Below are 15,829 nucleotides of genomic sequence, written 5' to 3'. Positions count from 1 at the left end.
TTTTTTATTAAAAATCAATAAAATTCTTGCCTAAAAGAAGCATATTCTTGCCTTTATTAAAAATAAGTATATTTTGGTTATAAATTTTTCAAACTTCTGGGGTAGTATCTGCTGCTTTCTTAATAGATTAACAATAATCTAAAAAGAGAGAGAACTCATAATATTGGTTTGGTATATTGTATCTTAATTTATCCGAATTTTTCCTACTTTGCTATTTCCTAAGGCATCCTCAATTCGGTAGAAATACAAGCCAGCAACCAGTCTATTCCTCCTTAAAGTATAGGTCTCTCCATTAATTTGATCGTAAAAAATTTGGTTTCCCAAAACATCAAAAAGCTGAAAAGTTACTTCTTCATTCTCTCGTCTATTTTCAATTGCAATAGTAGTTTTATCTGTAAATGGATTCGGATAAACATGGATTAATAGCTCTTCTAAAGGGCTTTCAATTTGATGAATTGGTATGTTCAATTGGTTAATAAGCCCCTCACAATAAGCCAAAGAAGAATCTCGAACCCAAATCATTACCGTTAAATCTTTGGATATTATTTGATTAGTAGTAGAATGCCCTCTAAATGTAAGAAGATAGGGAGCGCACCTAGCATGAGTTGTATTAGGAATCCAAGTGTATTCTTTTGCGATAAAAGATGTTCCAGTTTGTGTTTGGATAAAAGTAGCTTGATTTCCATTCATCAATGTTTCGCTATAAGCCTCTAAATCAATGGTGGTAGCAATGGTATCTCTATACAATAAAGACAACTGTAAGGTATCAAAAGGAGAAAGTTGGTAACTATAATGATGGTTGGCATCCACCAACCAACTAGTATTTCCTACAAATTCAGCCCCGTTAACAGGAGGAACAACATTCAGTTGAAAATCAACTAATGTTGTCCCCACTAAGATATTATTTCTGTATTCCTTTACCTTGATAGCAAAGGTGTAAGCACCTATGTTTTGAGGGGTAGCCCACTGCAATTCACCATTCAAATAATATAAAGAGGTTGTATCTGGAATAAAATAATTGGGTACATCAAGACCAATAGCTGATTTTGGAGTAACCAATTCATACGTTAAAATATCTCCATCCATATCCATTGCTGCGAGGCTATATCTAAATGGCTTTCCTGCTTCTGCCTCCAATATTGGCACCGTCAAATATTCTGCGGAATTATTATACCCTCCATTGGATAGGAACAAGGTAGATTCTAAATAAAATGGAATATTAATCGAAGTGCCATTATTAATATTTAAAATCGCATCATTCCTATTGGGGTCTTGTATGGAGATCGTGTAATTATCATAAGATTGGTAGGTATGCGTATAGGTATAAATGTTCTTTTGTATTGCCATGCCTTGTAATATCGAATAGCTTGTTCGATAAACCGTTTCGATTACTCCATCTCCCCAATCAACATCTAAACTTGGCGCATTCCCTCCAATAAGTCCTGTATAGGTAATGATAGAAATCTCATACGTTAAACCTGAAAGCTGTCGATAAGTCATGGATCCCGCCCTATTATGGGTTGCTAATAGGATAGAATAGTTAATCATAAAAAGCAAAATGGATACTATCAACTTTTTCATGGCTTGGATTTTAGTTAATGAATACTTGAGAAATAAAACACCTAACTATCTCCAAATGTATTTTTTTAACTTTATGTTTCCTAATTCCACTAAAGTTTTAACAAAAGCCACTTTCTTTAAATCATTGGTATGCTTTTTTATTTTAAGACCAAACTCAGGTAACGTTCTAAGCCCAAAGACATGACTACATCTGGTTGAACTCTCGCAATCATTTCTTCATTAAAATAAGGCTTATCCGAGTATTTTATATAGACTACTTTATGATAATGAAGTGACAAGAAGGGAATTAGGTTTTTCCCATACGAATCTCTAAAAACTAAGGCGACTTGCTTGTTTTTGCAATTTTCATTCACTGTTATTATTGTTCTTTCGGGAAAAGAACTTGCATCCATAAATACATAGGATAAACGGTTGTCTTTAGTTGTGTAGGTAGGCAATTCATCATAATACCCTGGAAACTCATCCATCCCTAACATATAAACCAAATCGCCCCTCCTTGTTTCTTTATATTTAATAGTAAAATCTTCTTTCTTAAAAGCCGTTAAGCCCAATTCGGCAAATGTTTTTTTGCAAAAAGCCTGATAAGCGACAAAAGCGCCATCTAAATTCCAATGCGTATCAAATTTTTGATATAGTTGTGTTCCTTTTTTAGCTGCTAACAACTCCTCGCTAACATCCAAAAAAGTTAAGCCTCTCTCTGCAAAATAGCTTATTACTTGATTGGCGAGCGATTGATCATTTTTTATTTTCTGCTTCATAGCACTCGGCAATTCATCTCTGTACACAGTATGTTTATTGGGCCAATACCCTTGCACAAAAGTAATTCCTTGTTCGTTCAACTTCGTCTTTCTAGCCAGCATCAACTGATAGACAGCTTCTAGCTCCTCTGGTGACAATAGGTTAGTATTCGTATAACTTTCTTCTATGGCATATGCTGACGCCAAAAAAAGAAATCCATCGCCTCCAAATTTAACCAGCTCATTATTGATAGAACTGCTAAAAAAAGACATCTTCACTTTGTTGGTAAAACTAATAATGTTAGAACGCAGACCAAAATTATCATTGTAATAAGCTTCATATTTTTGAGGATAATCTTTGGTAAAGGTAAAGGCTGGTTTTTCTGCTAAGGTTCTCTTTTCGTCAATCACTATCTTCTTTTCTAGATTGAACTGCTTTACAAATTCTGGACTTAGTATAATAACAAAGAAAAGAACAATGTATAAATTAGACCTCAACTGTTCTAGTTTAACTTCTTTTAAGTAAAGTGTCAAAAAGGTCGCAATAGAAAAAGTGGCCGCCATTAAACAGGTAAATATTTTTGTTTTTAGCGCTTGCAAGCTAAAGGGCGCTACCATCTGATTTAGAAAAAAAATAGTCGCTACAAAAACCAATCCAGCAGTTATAAAGGGTATTATGCTCCTTTTCATCGTTATTAAAATCTAAAATAAATAAATGGATTATAGGTTGCTTGTGCCAATTCGATAATTGCACAGACAAAAACCAATAGATAAAGTAATTCCTTAAAAAGAACAAACCAAGCGCTATTGCCCGTAAAGGTTTTTATTTTTTCTTCTATAAATTGTCGCAAAGGAATAGAAAATAAAATCCCTAGTCCAATAGCGATATACTTCCATACATCCAAACTCTCAAAAGGGCTATTGTCGCTCATTTCTCCTCCGACAAACGAAAACATCTTTGCCATGTAATCTAAGGCGTAAGTTAGGTTTTCTGCACGGAAAAATACCCAACCTATCATCACAACAAAAAGCAGGTAGACTCGCTTCAAAAATTGAAGTTTAGCAGGTAATTGAAATGGGGTTATTTTCTCTGCAATTAAAAAGAAACCATGAAAGAAGCCCCAAACAATAAAATTCCAGCTTGCTCCATGCCAAAGTCCTGTGGCAAAAAATACAAGTATCAAATTGATATAGGTGCGATAATTCCCCTTTCTATTTCCTCCTAGAGGGATATATAAATAATCTCGAAACCAAGATGACAATGAGATATGCCACCTTCGCCAAAATTCCCGAACAGACTTTGAGCAGTAAGGGTGTTCAAAATTTTCCTTAAAATTAAACCCAAACATTTTACCCAACCCTATTGCCATATCCGAATAACCTGAAAAATCATAGTAAATCTGCAAGGTATAACACAAAATACCAATCCAAGTCAAAGAGGTTGGTAAATCATTAGCAGGAATAGCAAACACTAAATCTGCAATTAACCCAACATTATTGGCAATAAATATCTTTTTAGAAAGTCCTATAATAAATCTAGAAATTCCTTCTTTAAATAAATCGGTTGTTATTTTTCGACTTTCAATTTCTTTGGTAATATCTGCATACCGAACAATTGGCCCCGCAATAAGCTGTGGAAACAATGAAATATACATCCCTAAATTGATCAAACTTTTTTGACTTTCTACGGTTTTTCTATGGACATCAATGAGGTATGAAATCCCCTGAAAAGTAAAAAACGAAATACCAATTGGAAGCGTGATACCAGAAAGATCTGCGTTAATAGTAAATCCAAGATCGGTCAAAATTTCGACTAAAAAATGGATATACTTATAATAGCCTAATATTAAAAGGTTGATTGCAACTCCTGATCCAAGAACCCACTTAGCTACCTTCTCTCGTCCTTGTCTCTGATAGAACTCTATTAAATTTCCTACGATATAATTAAGGCAAACGGAGCCAATCATTAACAACACTAAAATCTGTTCTCCCCAAGCATAAAAAAAAAGGCTAGCAAACAGAAGAAATAAATTCCGATATTGGTCTTTTAATACAGAATGTAAACATAAAACAATTGGTAAAAATAAAAAGATAAATATTGTTGAACTAAATACCATTATTACATTTTTGTTCGTAGAATAAATGAATCTGCAAGCTTTTGTGGGAGTTATTGGTGGGTAAAATAGATTGGATAAATGGTACTCCTATCCTTCTGCCCAAACTTATTCTTTATAGGTCGTTTGTGATTGCTATTCCCCCTAAATCATCACTAAAAATTATTACACCACTTACTATCTGTTAAATAAAACCTTGATTTACTGCGACTTTAAAAAAGCAATAAGTAGTAGCTAAAATTTAGGCTGTCCAAGCATTTTTCATGGAGCCAAAGGTAGCTAAAATATTATGTTGTACTAACAAAACAAATAGTTTTTAAATGCATGTATTTATTTTTTCATTAATCCTAAAAAGCCTTCTTATTATTCCTAATAAACTATAATGAAATATTATTACTATAGAAAATAGGAAGCAACAAGAAACTAATACTTTAAAATTATTAATAGATGGCTAATCGATTAAGTTGCTAAATAGCAACAATAAAAAAAGGACAACTCCAATTCGGAGTTGTCCCTTTTTTGATTACTTAGAAAAAGTATTACTTAACGATGAAACGCTCAGTAGAACTTGTTCCTTTGCTAGTTTTAGCAGTAACCATATAAACACCAGCAGGCAAGTTAGATACATCTAGAACATAAGTATCGTTTGTTACATTACCGCTTTCAGTTACATTAATTACACGACCAGCTACATCTGTTACGATATACATAACATCATCAGCTTCTTCCAAAGTAAAGTGAATGTTCAATACTTCACGAGCTGGATTAGGATAAACGCTTAAGTTAGCACCTTCAGTTTCCCATACAGTAGAAACAGATACAGGGTTTACAGGTTTAACACCTAAGAATAAACCTAAAGAAGGAATACTACCGCTAGAGAACCCAGTCCAGTACCAAGTAGCAGTACCAGCATTGTCCGTAACACTTAGAGGAGATGGGTTGATTACAGAATCAACTCTTGTCATAGCAGCATTCATATAGTAGTTGCTACCATCTTCGCTACCATACCATGGCACATCATCAGAATCAAATGTAGCAGAACCTCCAGTCAAAGAAGGACTAGTCAAAATAGAAACATAGTAGAATCCATTATCAACCAATGGAGCCATAGCACCACCAGAACTAGCATCTACAAAACCAGAGATAGTAGTTAAACCATAATCACCAGCAGCTACAGTAGAACCTAAACCACTCAAAGTTACAGGAGCTACACCAACTTGAGTCAACAAAGCAGCATCATTCAAACGGTAACTAGCAGATGCATCCATTTGATAAATGTTACAGAACAAAGTTTGAGTAGCAGCACCAGAGAAACCATTGGTCAAACGGTAACGGAAAGAAACAGAATCAATTGAAACTGTGTCACTAGCACCTCTAGGGAAGAAGAAAACAGATCCAAACTCCCAAGCAGAGAAAGGTCCACCACCAGGGAAAGTACCAGAAGTAGCTCTAACACCACCATCTGTAGCATCTACTCTAACTTTAGACATGTAGTTACCCAATGCTCCACCACCATCTGTGATAGTAAAGACGTGTCTTGTAGTATCGTTATTATTATTGCCATCTGCATTCTTGTGAGAAGCCCAATAAGTTACAGTATAATCACCAGCACCATGCGTATTGATAAACGCAATGTCTTTTAAGTAGTTTAGTTCTGTTACACCAGCTGCATCACCAGCTTTGATTGTACTATCCATGTATACAGTATCCAAATAAACACCAGCAGTAGTAGCACCTGTTACAGCATCTGTAAAGTCAATACTAACGTACATAGCAGCAGAATCTTGAGGAACAATATCAACAGCACCAAAGTTGGTTACTTTACCACCCCAGAACCATTCTCTCAAATCATTAGCATGAACGATATTGTCTAATGCATTGTATCGGTTACCACCAATTTTTGCATTGTCACCACTACCAGTCAATGTATTAACACCTGGCTCTGGTCCACCCATAGAAATATCATAAGTAGGAGCTACTTCAATAGTAACGTCATCTACCAATGCAAAGTAATAATTTCCGTCAAAAACAAATTTGATACGACACTGAGATAAGTTAGCTACACCAGCAGTAACACCAGCAAACAAAACACGAGCATTACCTTGAGTCAAATCAGGAATTGCAGATCTGAAATCTTCAGTTGCAGCCCAAGTTTGTCCGTCATCTACAGAAACAGCAACAGATAGTTCTCCAATTTGGAAATCTCTGTAAAGTGCGTAGAATTGAATTACCAAAGCAGAGTCCATATAACCAGAAAGGTCAATTCTAGGTGAAATCAACTCTCCTCTATGGTCAGTAGGAGCAGTACCAGTACCAAATGCACCAGCTACACCACCATTATCCAAAAAGTCAGAATCAAAAATAGCGACACCATTAGCTTGAGATGGAGACGCTACAGGAGTAGTTCCACTCCAATAAGCTCCTTGAGAATATCCAGTTAAGTTTCTAGTCCAATATGCAGCACCAGGAGTAACGGCACCAGTACTTTGGTTAATAGAAAGAGCTGTCCAAGCAGTTGCATTGTCACCAGCAGCAAAAGTACCTGCCTGTACAAAGTTGTTTTGGAACTCAGCTTCAGCTACACCTGTACCTGAGCCAACTCCCCAAACTTTAGTCTGCGCGTTAGTAGTTCCTACTGCAAAAAAGCAGGCAATTACTAATGCAGACAAACGCATAAGATTAATTTTAACCATAATAGATTTGTACTTTAATATAAATTAAATAATGAATTCGCAAAAATATGTACTATTTCCAATTATCATTTGGTGTATTCGCAATTACACCTACTAAATAATACGTGTAAAAGTAAATCATTTTTCCTAAAGTTGTAAATTTAATCTTAATATTTTCATAACAATACTGTTTTTTGACGCTCCATTGACGACATTAATCCTAAAATTAATAGTTAGAAGAAATGAAATTCAAATACTTCTACCTATTCGATCCGCAAAAGCAATAAAAAAAGATTTTTTAAAAATCATTTTCCAATTACTTTTACCTTATACCGCAATTAAACAAAGATTTAGTGTTATGAGAATTACTCCATCAAGTATTAAAATATTCGTCAAGTAAGGCTTGTTTATCAATGGGGACAACCCCTACTTTTTCACAAACCTGCCCTCCTGCTATATTCGCTAACGTTAATACTTTTTTAACATCTAGCGCTGCGGCCACCCCCAAAGCAACAATACTAATAACAGTATCTCCTGCTCCGCATACATCTGCTACCTGACGCTCCTGCGTTGCCACTAACCCAGAATCCTCTCTGCCTGCATAATACATTCCTTTTGCTCCTAAAGTAATTAAGGTGTAGTCATTTCTTAGGTGTTTTTGAAGCATTGATGCAGCTTCTGACAATTGAGCAAGTTGAGGAGCTTTTTCTGAGATAGAAAAATTTAGTCCTTCATTAATTTCTCTCAAATTAGGCTTAAACCAGTCAACACCAGAATAAGCTAAAAAATTAGTTTTTTTGGGATCTGCTAATGTTTTTATTTGATGTTTCTTTGCTAAATCCAAAACCTGTCGAATGAGTTCATTGGTCAATAAACCTTTATTATAATCTTGGAATACAATAACATCTATCTTTTCATCTTGTAGAATAAGATGAATTTGATCCATAATTTTTTGTTGGATTGCGGCACTGATTGGCTTTGTTGTTTCGTGGTCATAACGCAACAGGTGTTGGTTTCGTGCCAAGATTCGAGTTTTACAAGTGGTCGTTCGTCCTTGCTCTTTGACCAAATAAGCTGTTTTGAGCGACAACTCTGTAAGCAAGTCTACAAACTGTTTACCATATAAATCATCCCCAACCAAAGAAACTAAATAAGGGGTAGCCCCCATTGCTTTTATATTAAGCGCTACATTCGCTGCCCCTCCTAAACGATAATCTTCTTCTTCGTGCAAAACGACAGGAACAGGTGCTTCAGGTGATATTCTATCGACTTTTCCTATTAGGTAATGATCCAAAATAACATCTCCAATAATTAATACGTTTAAATCATCAAAACAAGTTTCTAAGGATATTTCTTTCACACTCACAAACAGTTTAAATCAACCCAATAACATAGTAATCTATTTCTTTTTTAGATTCGCTAGTTCTTCTATGGTTTTATAAAGATTTTCAATAATCGTAGATTGTTGCATCATACTATCTTTTAAGTCACTCACCTCATCCCGAAGTATATTTTTTACATTTTGAGGAGAAGGTAAAAAAGGACTAAGTTTAGCACGAACGTACCAAATTTCTTTTATTTCACTGAGTTTTACATCAAAAGGCTCATAATAAGGGTTATCGGAAAACAACGTTAACGATTTGTCCGTCTTGATATTATTGTGTGTTCTTTTTACTAAGACATCTCCTTGGGTCACAATCACATAAACATAGTTTTTCTTAACGGAGGTTTCCCAAAGTGTTGGCTCCAAATAACTACAAATCACCTTGTCTCCCTCATAAAGTGTTGGTTCCATACTGTCCCCTGCAACATCAAAAGAACGATGCGTTCCCACCTTATATTTATAATCAGGTAACGAAAAAGAAGGCAAATTTTGTACAAATGTTGGGTCACTTAGGTCAGAAGCATACCCCGCCTGAGCAGGCATTGGAACATGAACAATACGCTCATCATTTTGAGGATCTGTAACAATCGTTAATACCCGAAAATCTTTGTGCGCTTCCTCCTTCATAAACATAGGACCTTCCCCTGTAAATAAATAAACAGGATTAATCTTATAGTGTTCTATTGCCTTTCGCAACAATTCAATCGTAACATCCCTTCTATTCTTTAGTATTTCACTCAAACTCTGAGGCAAATAATCTAATGAAAGCGCAAATTGTCGACTAGAACGAATACGCTGATCTTTTTTTAACTTATTGTGGCAATTAATAAAACGCTGAGTTACAACACTATTCATAACAATAAAACTTTTAAACAGAGAAAAAATCCCCAACTCTACCTTTTTGTTCTTGGCTTCCTACCCAATTCTCAACCATTTTTTGTTGATGATTGGATACTCCCATAAAAATAAAGAGTTGATCCTCAATATGTCAATCTTTAATCATATTGTTTATTTAATCTAAGCAAAAGACTGACAATTGTAAAAGTAGCGGATTCCGAAAGAATAAGCAATTATTTACGCAAATAATTTAAACAAATTATTTTTTTAGTATAAAAGTGACACTTAAACTTTCTTTTATTTATTATTTTGAACTGTACATTTACTTAAAATAAACAACAGGTTAATTTTTATTTTTTTTTGATCTCTTTTATTAATTTAAGTTCTTTATAAGGTAAAATAATCAATAAATATAAGAGAGACATGTTCTTATCACTTAAAAATCGTTAATCATGAAACAGTTTTATATGGTAGAGTTTGAATTGCTAGACGTCTTTACCAACGATTTTCTTAACAAGATTCCTCAGCAGCAACAACAAATCGATCGAATGATGGCTAAAGGAATCATCAAAAGTTACTCCCTATCCCTCAATCGTTCTAAATTATGGTTAATTGCTGGTGCAGAAAATGAGTTTGAAGTCATGGAAATAATTGCACAACTATCATTAAGTGAATTTATGATTCCATCAATAATGCCACTAATGTTTCATAATTCTAGCCAAACAGTAAGAGAATTTTCTTTAAATTAAAGAAAACTTTTTCCCTATAAGAACAATCCTTTTTATACCAAAATCACCCCAATTTTCCCCCTCTACCAATTATTCCTACCAAAGCCAAAAAGTTTCCTTTATCCCAAAAGACTCATTCACAAAGCTATGAACATTTTAGGCTAATAAAAGCAGCTCTTTTCTCCCCTATTACTATCTTTTAGTTGCTTTGAATTTCATTTTATAAACAGCTATTCTACCTCTTTGTCATATTCCCATCAAATAATAGATTGCGTTTTTTAATCCATTTATAAAAATGTACATTTACCAATCAACTAATTTATCCTGTACGTCCCCTCAAGTTCAGACTAATTTTTTTTATGAAAGTACTACAAATTATTATAGCCTATCTATTAGGCTGCAGTTCCCTTTGGGCGCAAAATTCAACCAAAATCATTCAAGATTTTTTAAATGAACACCAGAAAGAACTGGGCTTGACTCAAAATGACATTAGTAATTGGACCATTACTAGTCAACATCAATCTCAACAAAGTGGGGCTAGCTATACTTATATTCGACAATCTTACAATGGAATTGATTTAAGCAATGGAACTGCCAACTTTGCGATCAAAGCAGGAAAAGTAGTTAGCATGGGAAATCGACTGGTAGATCATATTGCTAAAAAGATACAATACACCACTCCTTCTATCAAACCCAATCAAGCCATTAAATTGGCCGCAAAGGCATTAAATCTGCCTTCTCCAGTAGCGCTTAAGGTTATTGACGCACAGGATCACAAGCACTTTATCTATAATAAAGGTGGAATTTCCTTAGAAAACATCCCCGTAAAACTAAGTTATTTTGCTCGTTCAACACAAGCCATTCATCTGGCTTGGGAACTATCCATTTATGAGCAAAATGCCCAACATTGGTGGTCGGTTTTAATTGATGCTCAAACAGGAGCATTGCTCCACAAAAACGACTGGGTAACGCATTGTCGTTTTGATGGCTCCCCCTTTGCCAAATGCAAACTCCCACATACAAATTCGCCCAACTCCTATAACGAAAAACCCAATAAGACCTTAGCTCCTGACCAGTACACGGTATTTGCTCTGCCGCTAGAAAGTGCAGCACATGGCGTTCGGTCAGTGGTTACCAATCCTGCTGATCCCATAGCTTCGCCTTATGGTTGGCACGACACCAATGGAGCCAATGGCGCCGAATATACCATTACCAGAGGCAACAACGTTTATGCCTATGAAGATACTTCTAATACCAATAGCCCAGGTTATAGCCCTGATGGCGGTGCTAATCTAGAATTTAATTTCCCATTTAACAATGCTGCTCAGCCCCCTAGTTATATCGATGCTGCGGTTACCAATTTGTTTTACATGAACAACGCTATGCACGACATTTGGTATCGCTATGGTTTTGACGAAGCCAGTGGTAATTTTCAAGCCAATAACTACGGCAATGGCGGACAAGGAGGGGATTATGTCCGAGCAGAAACTCAAGATGGTAGCGGCACCAATAATGCTAACTTTGCTACTCCTAATGATGGGAATCGCCCTAGAATGCAAATGTACGTTTGGCCATTTAGTAGTAGCATTGGGCATTTTTTAACGGTTAATGCTCCTTCTAATATCACAGGAACCTATTTAGCATCCACTGCTTCTTTTGGTCCTAGCCTTCCTCCTGTTCCAGTTACAGGTAATCTTGTATTGCTCGAAGACGTTACTGCTCCAATCCATGATGGTTGCGACAGTATTATTAATGCGAATCAACTCAATGGTAAAATTGTTTTAATTGATCAAGGCACTTGTGGTTTTACCGATAAAATTCAAGCGGCACAAAATGCAGGAGCGTTGGCTGTTATCATTGCTAACAATATGGGCTTTCTATTTGTAATGGGTGGAACGAGTAGTAGCATTAATATCCCTTCTATTATGATTTTACCCGCAGATGCCAATGCACTGAAAGCAGAACTATTGACAGGAAATGTATCGGTCTCTATTGATAATGCTGGTATTAGTAACAAGGATAGTGATTTGGACAATGGTATCATTGCACACGAATATGGCCATGGCATTTCTAACCGTTTAACAGGTGGTGCCAACAATTCTAATTGTTTGCACAATGCGGAACAAATGGGAGAAGGTTGGAGCGATTGGTTTGGGTTGATGCTCACCATTGAACCAGGAGATCAAGGAACAGATGTACGAGGTATTGGTACTTATGTCAAAGGACAACCCAATACAGGAGATGGAATTCGACCAGCTCCTTATTCAACCGATTGGGCGGTAAATGGCTATACTTATGCCAACTCTAATAATGTTTCTGCCATCTCCCAGCCTCATGGTGTTGGTTTTATTTTTGCAACAGCCCTTTGGGATTTAACCTGGGCTTTGATTGATGCCTATGGTGGCGTTCCTGATCCTGATTTATACAATGGCACAGGGGGAAATAACATAGCAATGAATTTGGTCATTGAAGGATTAAAGTTGCAACCTTGCAATCCTGGTATGATTGATGGTCGTGATGCCATCTTACAAGCCGATCAATTATTGTACAATGGAGCCCATGAGTGTTTAATTTGGGAAGTCTTTGCCAAACGTGGTTTTGGTTACAGTGCTAGTCAAGGTAGCTCTGCTAGTCGCAGCGATCAAGTAGAAGCCTTTGATCTTTCTCCTGTTTGCTTAATTCCTTCTGCCCCACCTGTTGCAGCATTTACGCCTAGCGCTCTCAATAGCTGTGTCTCTAGCATCCAATTTACGGATTCTAGCTACATGACGCCCCACCAATGGTTTTGGGATTTTGGAGATGGAGTTAGTTCTACCCAACAAAATCCTACCCATGCTTACCAAACTGATGGCAATTATACCGTAACATTAATTGTTAGCAATCCACTAGGAAGCGATACGACTAGTCAGCAAATTACAATAGCCCTTCCTCCTCCTCCTGTTGCAATTAGTACTGAAATTTGTGCTGGTGATTCTGCTCTCCTAGTAGCTACGGGTAGTGGTACCATTCAGTGGAAAAATGTGGCCAACCATGTTATACAGCAGGGAGATACGCTTTGGATTCCCAATCTTGGAACGCAGCATACTTATTATGCTGAAAACATAACAGGAGCCCCACATCAATTCATTGGTGCACTTGATTCGACCATCGGGAATGGTGGCTTTACCAATGCCTATGGAGCACTTAACTTTAGAGCAGATCAGGCTTTAGAATTAGTTTCTACTTGGGTTTATGCCAATGGTGCTGGCAACCGAACGTTCTTTTTAGCAAGTGGAACCAATACAACTGGAACTACTCCCAATAATATTGTTGATGATGCAACTGTTTATTTGGTAGATGGTTTTCAGCAGGTAAATCTTAATCTTATGGTGCCAGATAGTGGTTTCTATAACTTAGGAGGTGAAAACCTTCATTTGTATCGCAATACAACAGGTGCCAATTATCCTTATACTAGTCCTAACTTAATGTCTATTAATAGTTCATCTTCCACAACAGCACCCAATACCACTTATTATTATTTTTATAATTTAGAAGTTCGAGAACCACGTTGTGTTTCTGCTCAAGATACAGCTTACGCAACGCCTGTGCTAAGTTATTTTACTTATACCAACACCAACAATACCTTTACCTTTTCTGATGGTTCAGCAGGAGCCACATCTTGGCATTGGTCATTTGGCGATGGTAGCTTTTCAACCCTTCCTAATCCTACGCATACTTATGCTGATGGTAACCCTTATACCGTTACACTTACCATCAATGGCGGCACCTGTTCTAGCACACAAGTAATCAATGATATTGTTGGTATCAATACGCCAAATGATGCCACAATCCCCATGATAACATTAAGCCCAAATCCTAGTAAAAATTGGGCAAATATCTTATTAAACAAAGCAAGTGCTCATGATTTAACGGTGCAAGTGTCGGGGATAGATGGTCGTGTTCTGCAAACGGCTACTTTAGAAAGAGGCACGACTCAGTTTACACTAAATCTAGAACAATTGCCTAGTGCTATGTATATTGTTAGAATCCAAGGATTAAACTTTACTGAAATTCGGAAATTAGTAGTTGAATAGCCGTCTCAAAAAAAGCAACCCCTTTAAAGGTAGAAAATCCCATACTGGCAAATGCTAGTATGGGATTTTTTACTCTCAATAACTCTATTCAATCTACTTCACTAAGCTAACTTTATTTTGTACACTAAGCCGTTCTAGTAAACTACTATTTTTTGATTAAAATTAAATTTGTCAGAATGTCCTGATAAAAAATAAATCCCGTTTGGCAGCATTGAAACATCAACTTCATGTACTTTATCTTTAATTGTTAGCGTTTGAATCAACTTGCCATTGGTGGTCATTAATTGAAGCGTTAATGGCTCTTCTATAGGGTTTTCTATCATCAAATGTTCCGATACAGGATTCGGATAAATATGAATAGACTGCGTCTTGTTGGCTATGACATTTATGGCGGTATTGTTTACAATTTCATATACTTTATCAAAACAACATTTTGGTTTGTTTAGGGTCGTAATAACTTTCGTTTCCAAGCTATCTATTTCACTAATGTAGGTTCTATAACAATTCCTTTCCTCTAAAAAAACAGTTCCATGCTCATTGATGATAAAGGATCTATACTCTTGTTGGTTGCCAGGCATATTTCGCCACCAAGTATAGCCAATTTCGAGCAAAGAATCACTAAAAATTTTAGTCTCAGAAATGTGTTCTATATTAGAACCACTGGCTAGTAAAGGACCAATTTGTACTGTTTTCCATGCGCTATGGTCACTATTTTTAAGATGCACCACCGCTCCATCGTAGTAATAATATTTCTCCCCCGATAAGGCTAAATGAATTCTTTTGACACGTTTGGGATAAGATTGTTCTAGGGTCAAACTAGGTACAGAAAATACATCTGCACTATCGGACAATCTATACCCAATAAGCTTACTACTAGATCCATTCAATTCATCCAAATAAAGATAGCGTCCATCCTGATAATCTAACAAAACAACACCTGCATCATTAAATATTCGACTGTTTACTTCCATGAGCACAGGATTTACAAAAGAAGCAGATATTTCTATCAAACTATCTGCATTAATCTTGCTTTGTGAAATATGACGTATGCTATTAGAAACTGCTCCCGCTGGTCTAGGGATATTGATCTGTTTCCAAAGCGAAAAATTGTCATTATAAATATAAAGCAATGATGTATCTCTATCTGCGTAGTAATATTTTTCACCATCATACTCAAAATTTATTCGTTTTACTCCCTGATTCACCAAAAATTCATGTTCAAGTGTCAGTCCAGGCAAATCATAAACATCTGTCCCCGCAGAATCTAAAACAAGAATTTTATCTTGTAAACCACCTATCCGATTCAGGTAAATTTGACTTGTTGCAGGCAAATCTAATAAAATAGTGCCTTGCTCATTCACCAAACGGCAAGCAAACGACGAACTTGCTGATGGTTTATAACGGTAGGCAATTTCAAATAAAGAATCTGGATTTACCACCTCCTCTGTCACCCAAAATAAATGATAATCGGTTGCTCCTACTGGTACAGGCAATGTTATCGTTTTCCATAAGCTATGGTCGGCATTGTAAATATTAAGCATGCCCGTTGCCTCCTCTATCATAGAGTATTTTTCGCCAAAGGTTGGATAAACCGCTCGCATGCTAAAATTTTCTCCAGTATAACTGTGTTCTAAATTAAGGCTATTTTGCGACCAAGTAATTACACTACTAGTCAAGAGAATAAAAAGAAGGAATAGTTTCAT

9 protein-coding genes are annotated in these 15,829 nt (G+C 36.1%); 2 read left to right on the top strand and 7 right to left on the bottom strand.

Features of this window, described 5'->3' with window-relative positions; genetic code table 11:
• Positions 1-183: 183 nt before the first annotated feature.
• From AsAng_RS05590 to AsAng_RS05565, 6 genes are all read right to left on the bottom strand, one after another.
• Positions 184-1,581: a T9SS type A sorting domain-containing protein gene (locus tag AsAng_RS05590; protein WP_264791810.1), complete on the bottom strand. Its 1,398-nt coding sequence runs from the start codon at positions 1,579-1,581 to the stop codon at positions 184-186.
• Between the two features lie 137 nt (positions 1,582-1,718).
• Positions 1,719-3,008 (bottom strand): alginate O-acetyltransferase AlgX-related protein, encoded by a 1,290-nt coding sequence (locus AsAng_RS05585; RefSeq protein ID WP_264791809.1) that lies wholly within the window; start codon positions 3,006-3,008, stop codon positions 1,719-1,721.
• A 5-nt stretch (positions 3,009-3,013) separates the two neighbouring features.
• Entirely contained in the window at positions 3,014-4,435 is a 1,422-nt protein-coding gene (locus AsAng_RS05580; protein WP_264791808.1) for an MBOAT family O-acyltransferase, read from the bottom strand.
• 536 nt (positions 4,436-4,971) lie between these two features.
• A complete protein-coding gene (locus tag AsAng_RS05575; RefSeq protein WP_264791807.1) occupies positions 4,972-7,107 on the bottom strand; it encodes a T9SS type A sorting domain-containing protein in 2,136 nt (711 codons plus the stop codon).
• 370 nt (positions 7,108-7,477) lie between these two features.
• Positions 7,478-8,464: a bifunctional heptose 7-phosphate kinase/heptose 1-phosphate adenyltransferase gene (locus AsAng_RS05570; RefSeq protein WP_264791806.1), complete on the bottom strand. Its 987-nt coding sequence runs from the start codon at positions 8,462-8,464 to the stop codon at positions 7,478-7,480.
• A 39-nt stretch (positions 8,465-8,503) separates the two neighbouring features.
• Positions 8,504-9,343 carry a S24 family peptidase gene (locus tag AsAng_RS05565; RefSeq protein WP_264791805.1) on the bottom strand — a complete coding sequence of 280 codons (840 nt, stop codon included), beginning with the start codon at positions 9,341-9,343 and terminating at the stop codon, positions 8,504-8,506.
• Between the two features lie 434 nt (positions 9,344-9,777).
• On the opposite strand from AsAng_RS05565, the gene AsAng_RS05560 reads away from it, so the two are divergent.
• Together AsAng_RS05560 and AsAng_RS05555 are read left to right on the top strand one after the other, a co-directional pair.
• Positions 9,778-10,074: a hypothetical protein gene (locus AsAng_RS05560; RefSeq protein ID WP_264791804.1), complete on the top strand. Its 297-nt coding sequence runs from the start codon at positions 9,778-9,780 to the stop codon at positions 10,072-10,074.
• Positions 10,075-10,412: 338 nt separating this feature from the next.
• Complete coding sequence (locus tag AsAng_RS05555; protein ID WP_264791803.1) at positions 10,413-14,126, top strand: T9SS-dependent M36 family metallopeptidase; 3,714 nt, start codon at positions 10,413-10,415, stop codon at positions 14,124-14,126.
• Between the two features lie 134 nt (positions 14,127-14,260).
• Here the strand turns inward: AsAng_RS05555 and AsAng_RS05550 are convergent, their stop codons facing one another.
• Positions 14,261-15,829, bottom strand: a complete 1,569-nt coding sequence (locus tag AsAng_RS05550; protein ID WP_264791802.1) for a T9SS type A sorting domain-containing protein — start codon at positions 15,827-15,829, stop codon at positions 14,261-14,263.

The organism is Aureispira anguillae, assembly GCF_026000115.1.
Classification (GTDB): Bacteria; Bacteroidota; Bacteroidia; order Chitinophagales; family Saprospiraceae; genus Aureispira; species Aureispira anguillae.
This window is presented reverse-complemented; position numbering and strand designations above follow the sequence as displayed.

What these genes read in the sequence shown, in the direction of transcription:
- AsAng_RS05590 (WP_264791810.1), bottom strand. Translation starts at nt 1,581, where the DNA reads ATGAAAAAGTTGATAGTATCCATTTTGCTTTTTATGATTAACTATTCT.
- AsAng_RS05585 (WP_264791809.1), bottom strand. Translation starts at nt 3,008, where the DNA reads ATGAAAAGGAGCATAATACCCTTTATAACTGCTGGATTGGTTTTTGTA.
- AsAng_RS05580 (WP_264791808.1), bottom strand. Translation starts at nt 4,435, where the DNA reads ATGGTATTTAGTTCAACAATATTTATCTTTTTATTTTTACCAATTGTT.
- AsAng_RS05575 (WP_264791807.1), bottom strand. Translation starts at nt 7,107, where the DNA reads ATGCGTTTGTCTGCATTAGTAATTGCCTGCTTTTTTGCAGTAGGAACT.
- AsAng_RS05565 (WP_264791805.1), bottom strand. Translation starts at nt 9,343, where the DNA reads ATGAATAGTGTTGTAACTCAGCGTTTTATTAATTGCCACAATAAGTTA.
- AsAng_RS05560 (WP_264791804.1), top strand. Translation starts at nt 9,778, where the DNA reads ATGAAACAGTTTTATATGGTAGAGTTTGAATTGCTAGACGTCTTTACC.
- AsAng_RS05555 (WP_264791803.1), top strand. Translation starts at nt 10,413, where the DNA reads ATGAAAGTACTACAAATTATTATAGCCTATCTATTAGGCTGCAGTTCC.
- AsAng_RS05550 (WP_264791802.1), bottom strand. Translation starts at nt 15,829, where the DNA reads ATGAAACTATTCCTTCTTTTTATTCTCTTGACTAGTAGTGTAATTACT.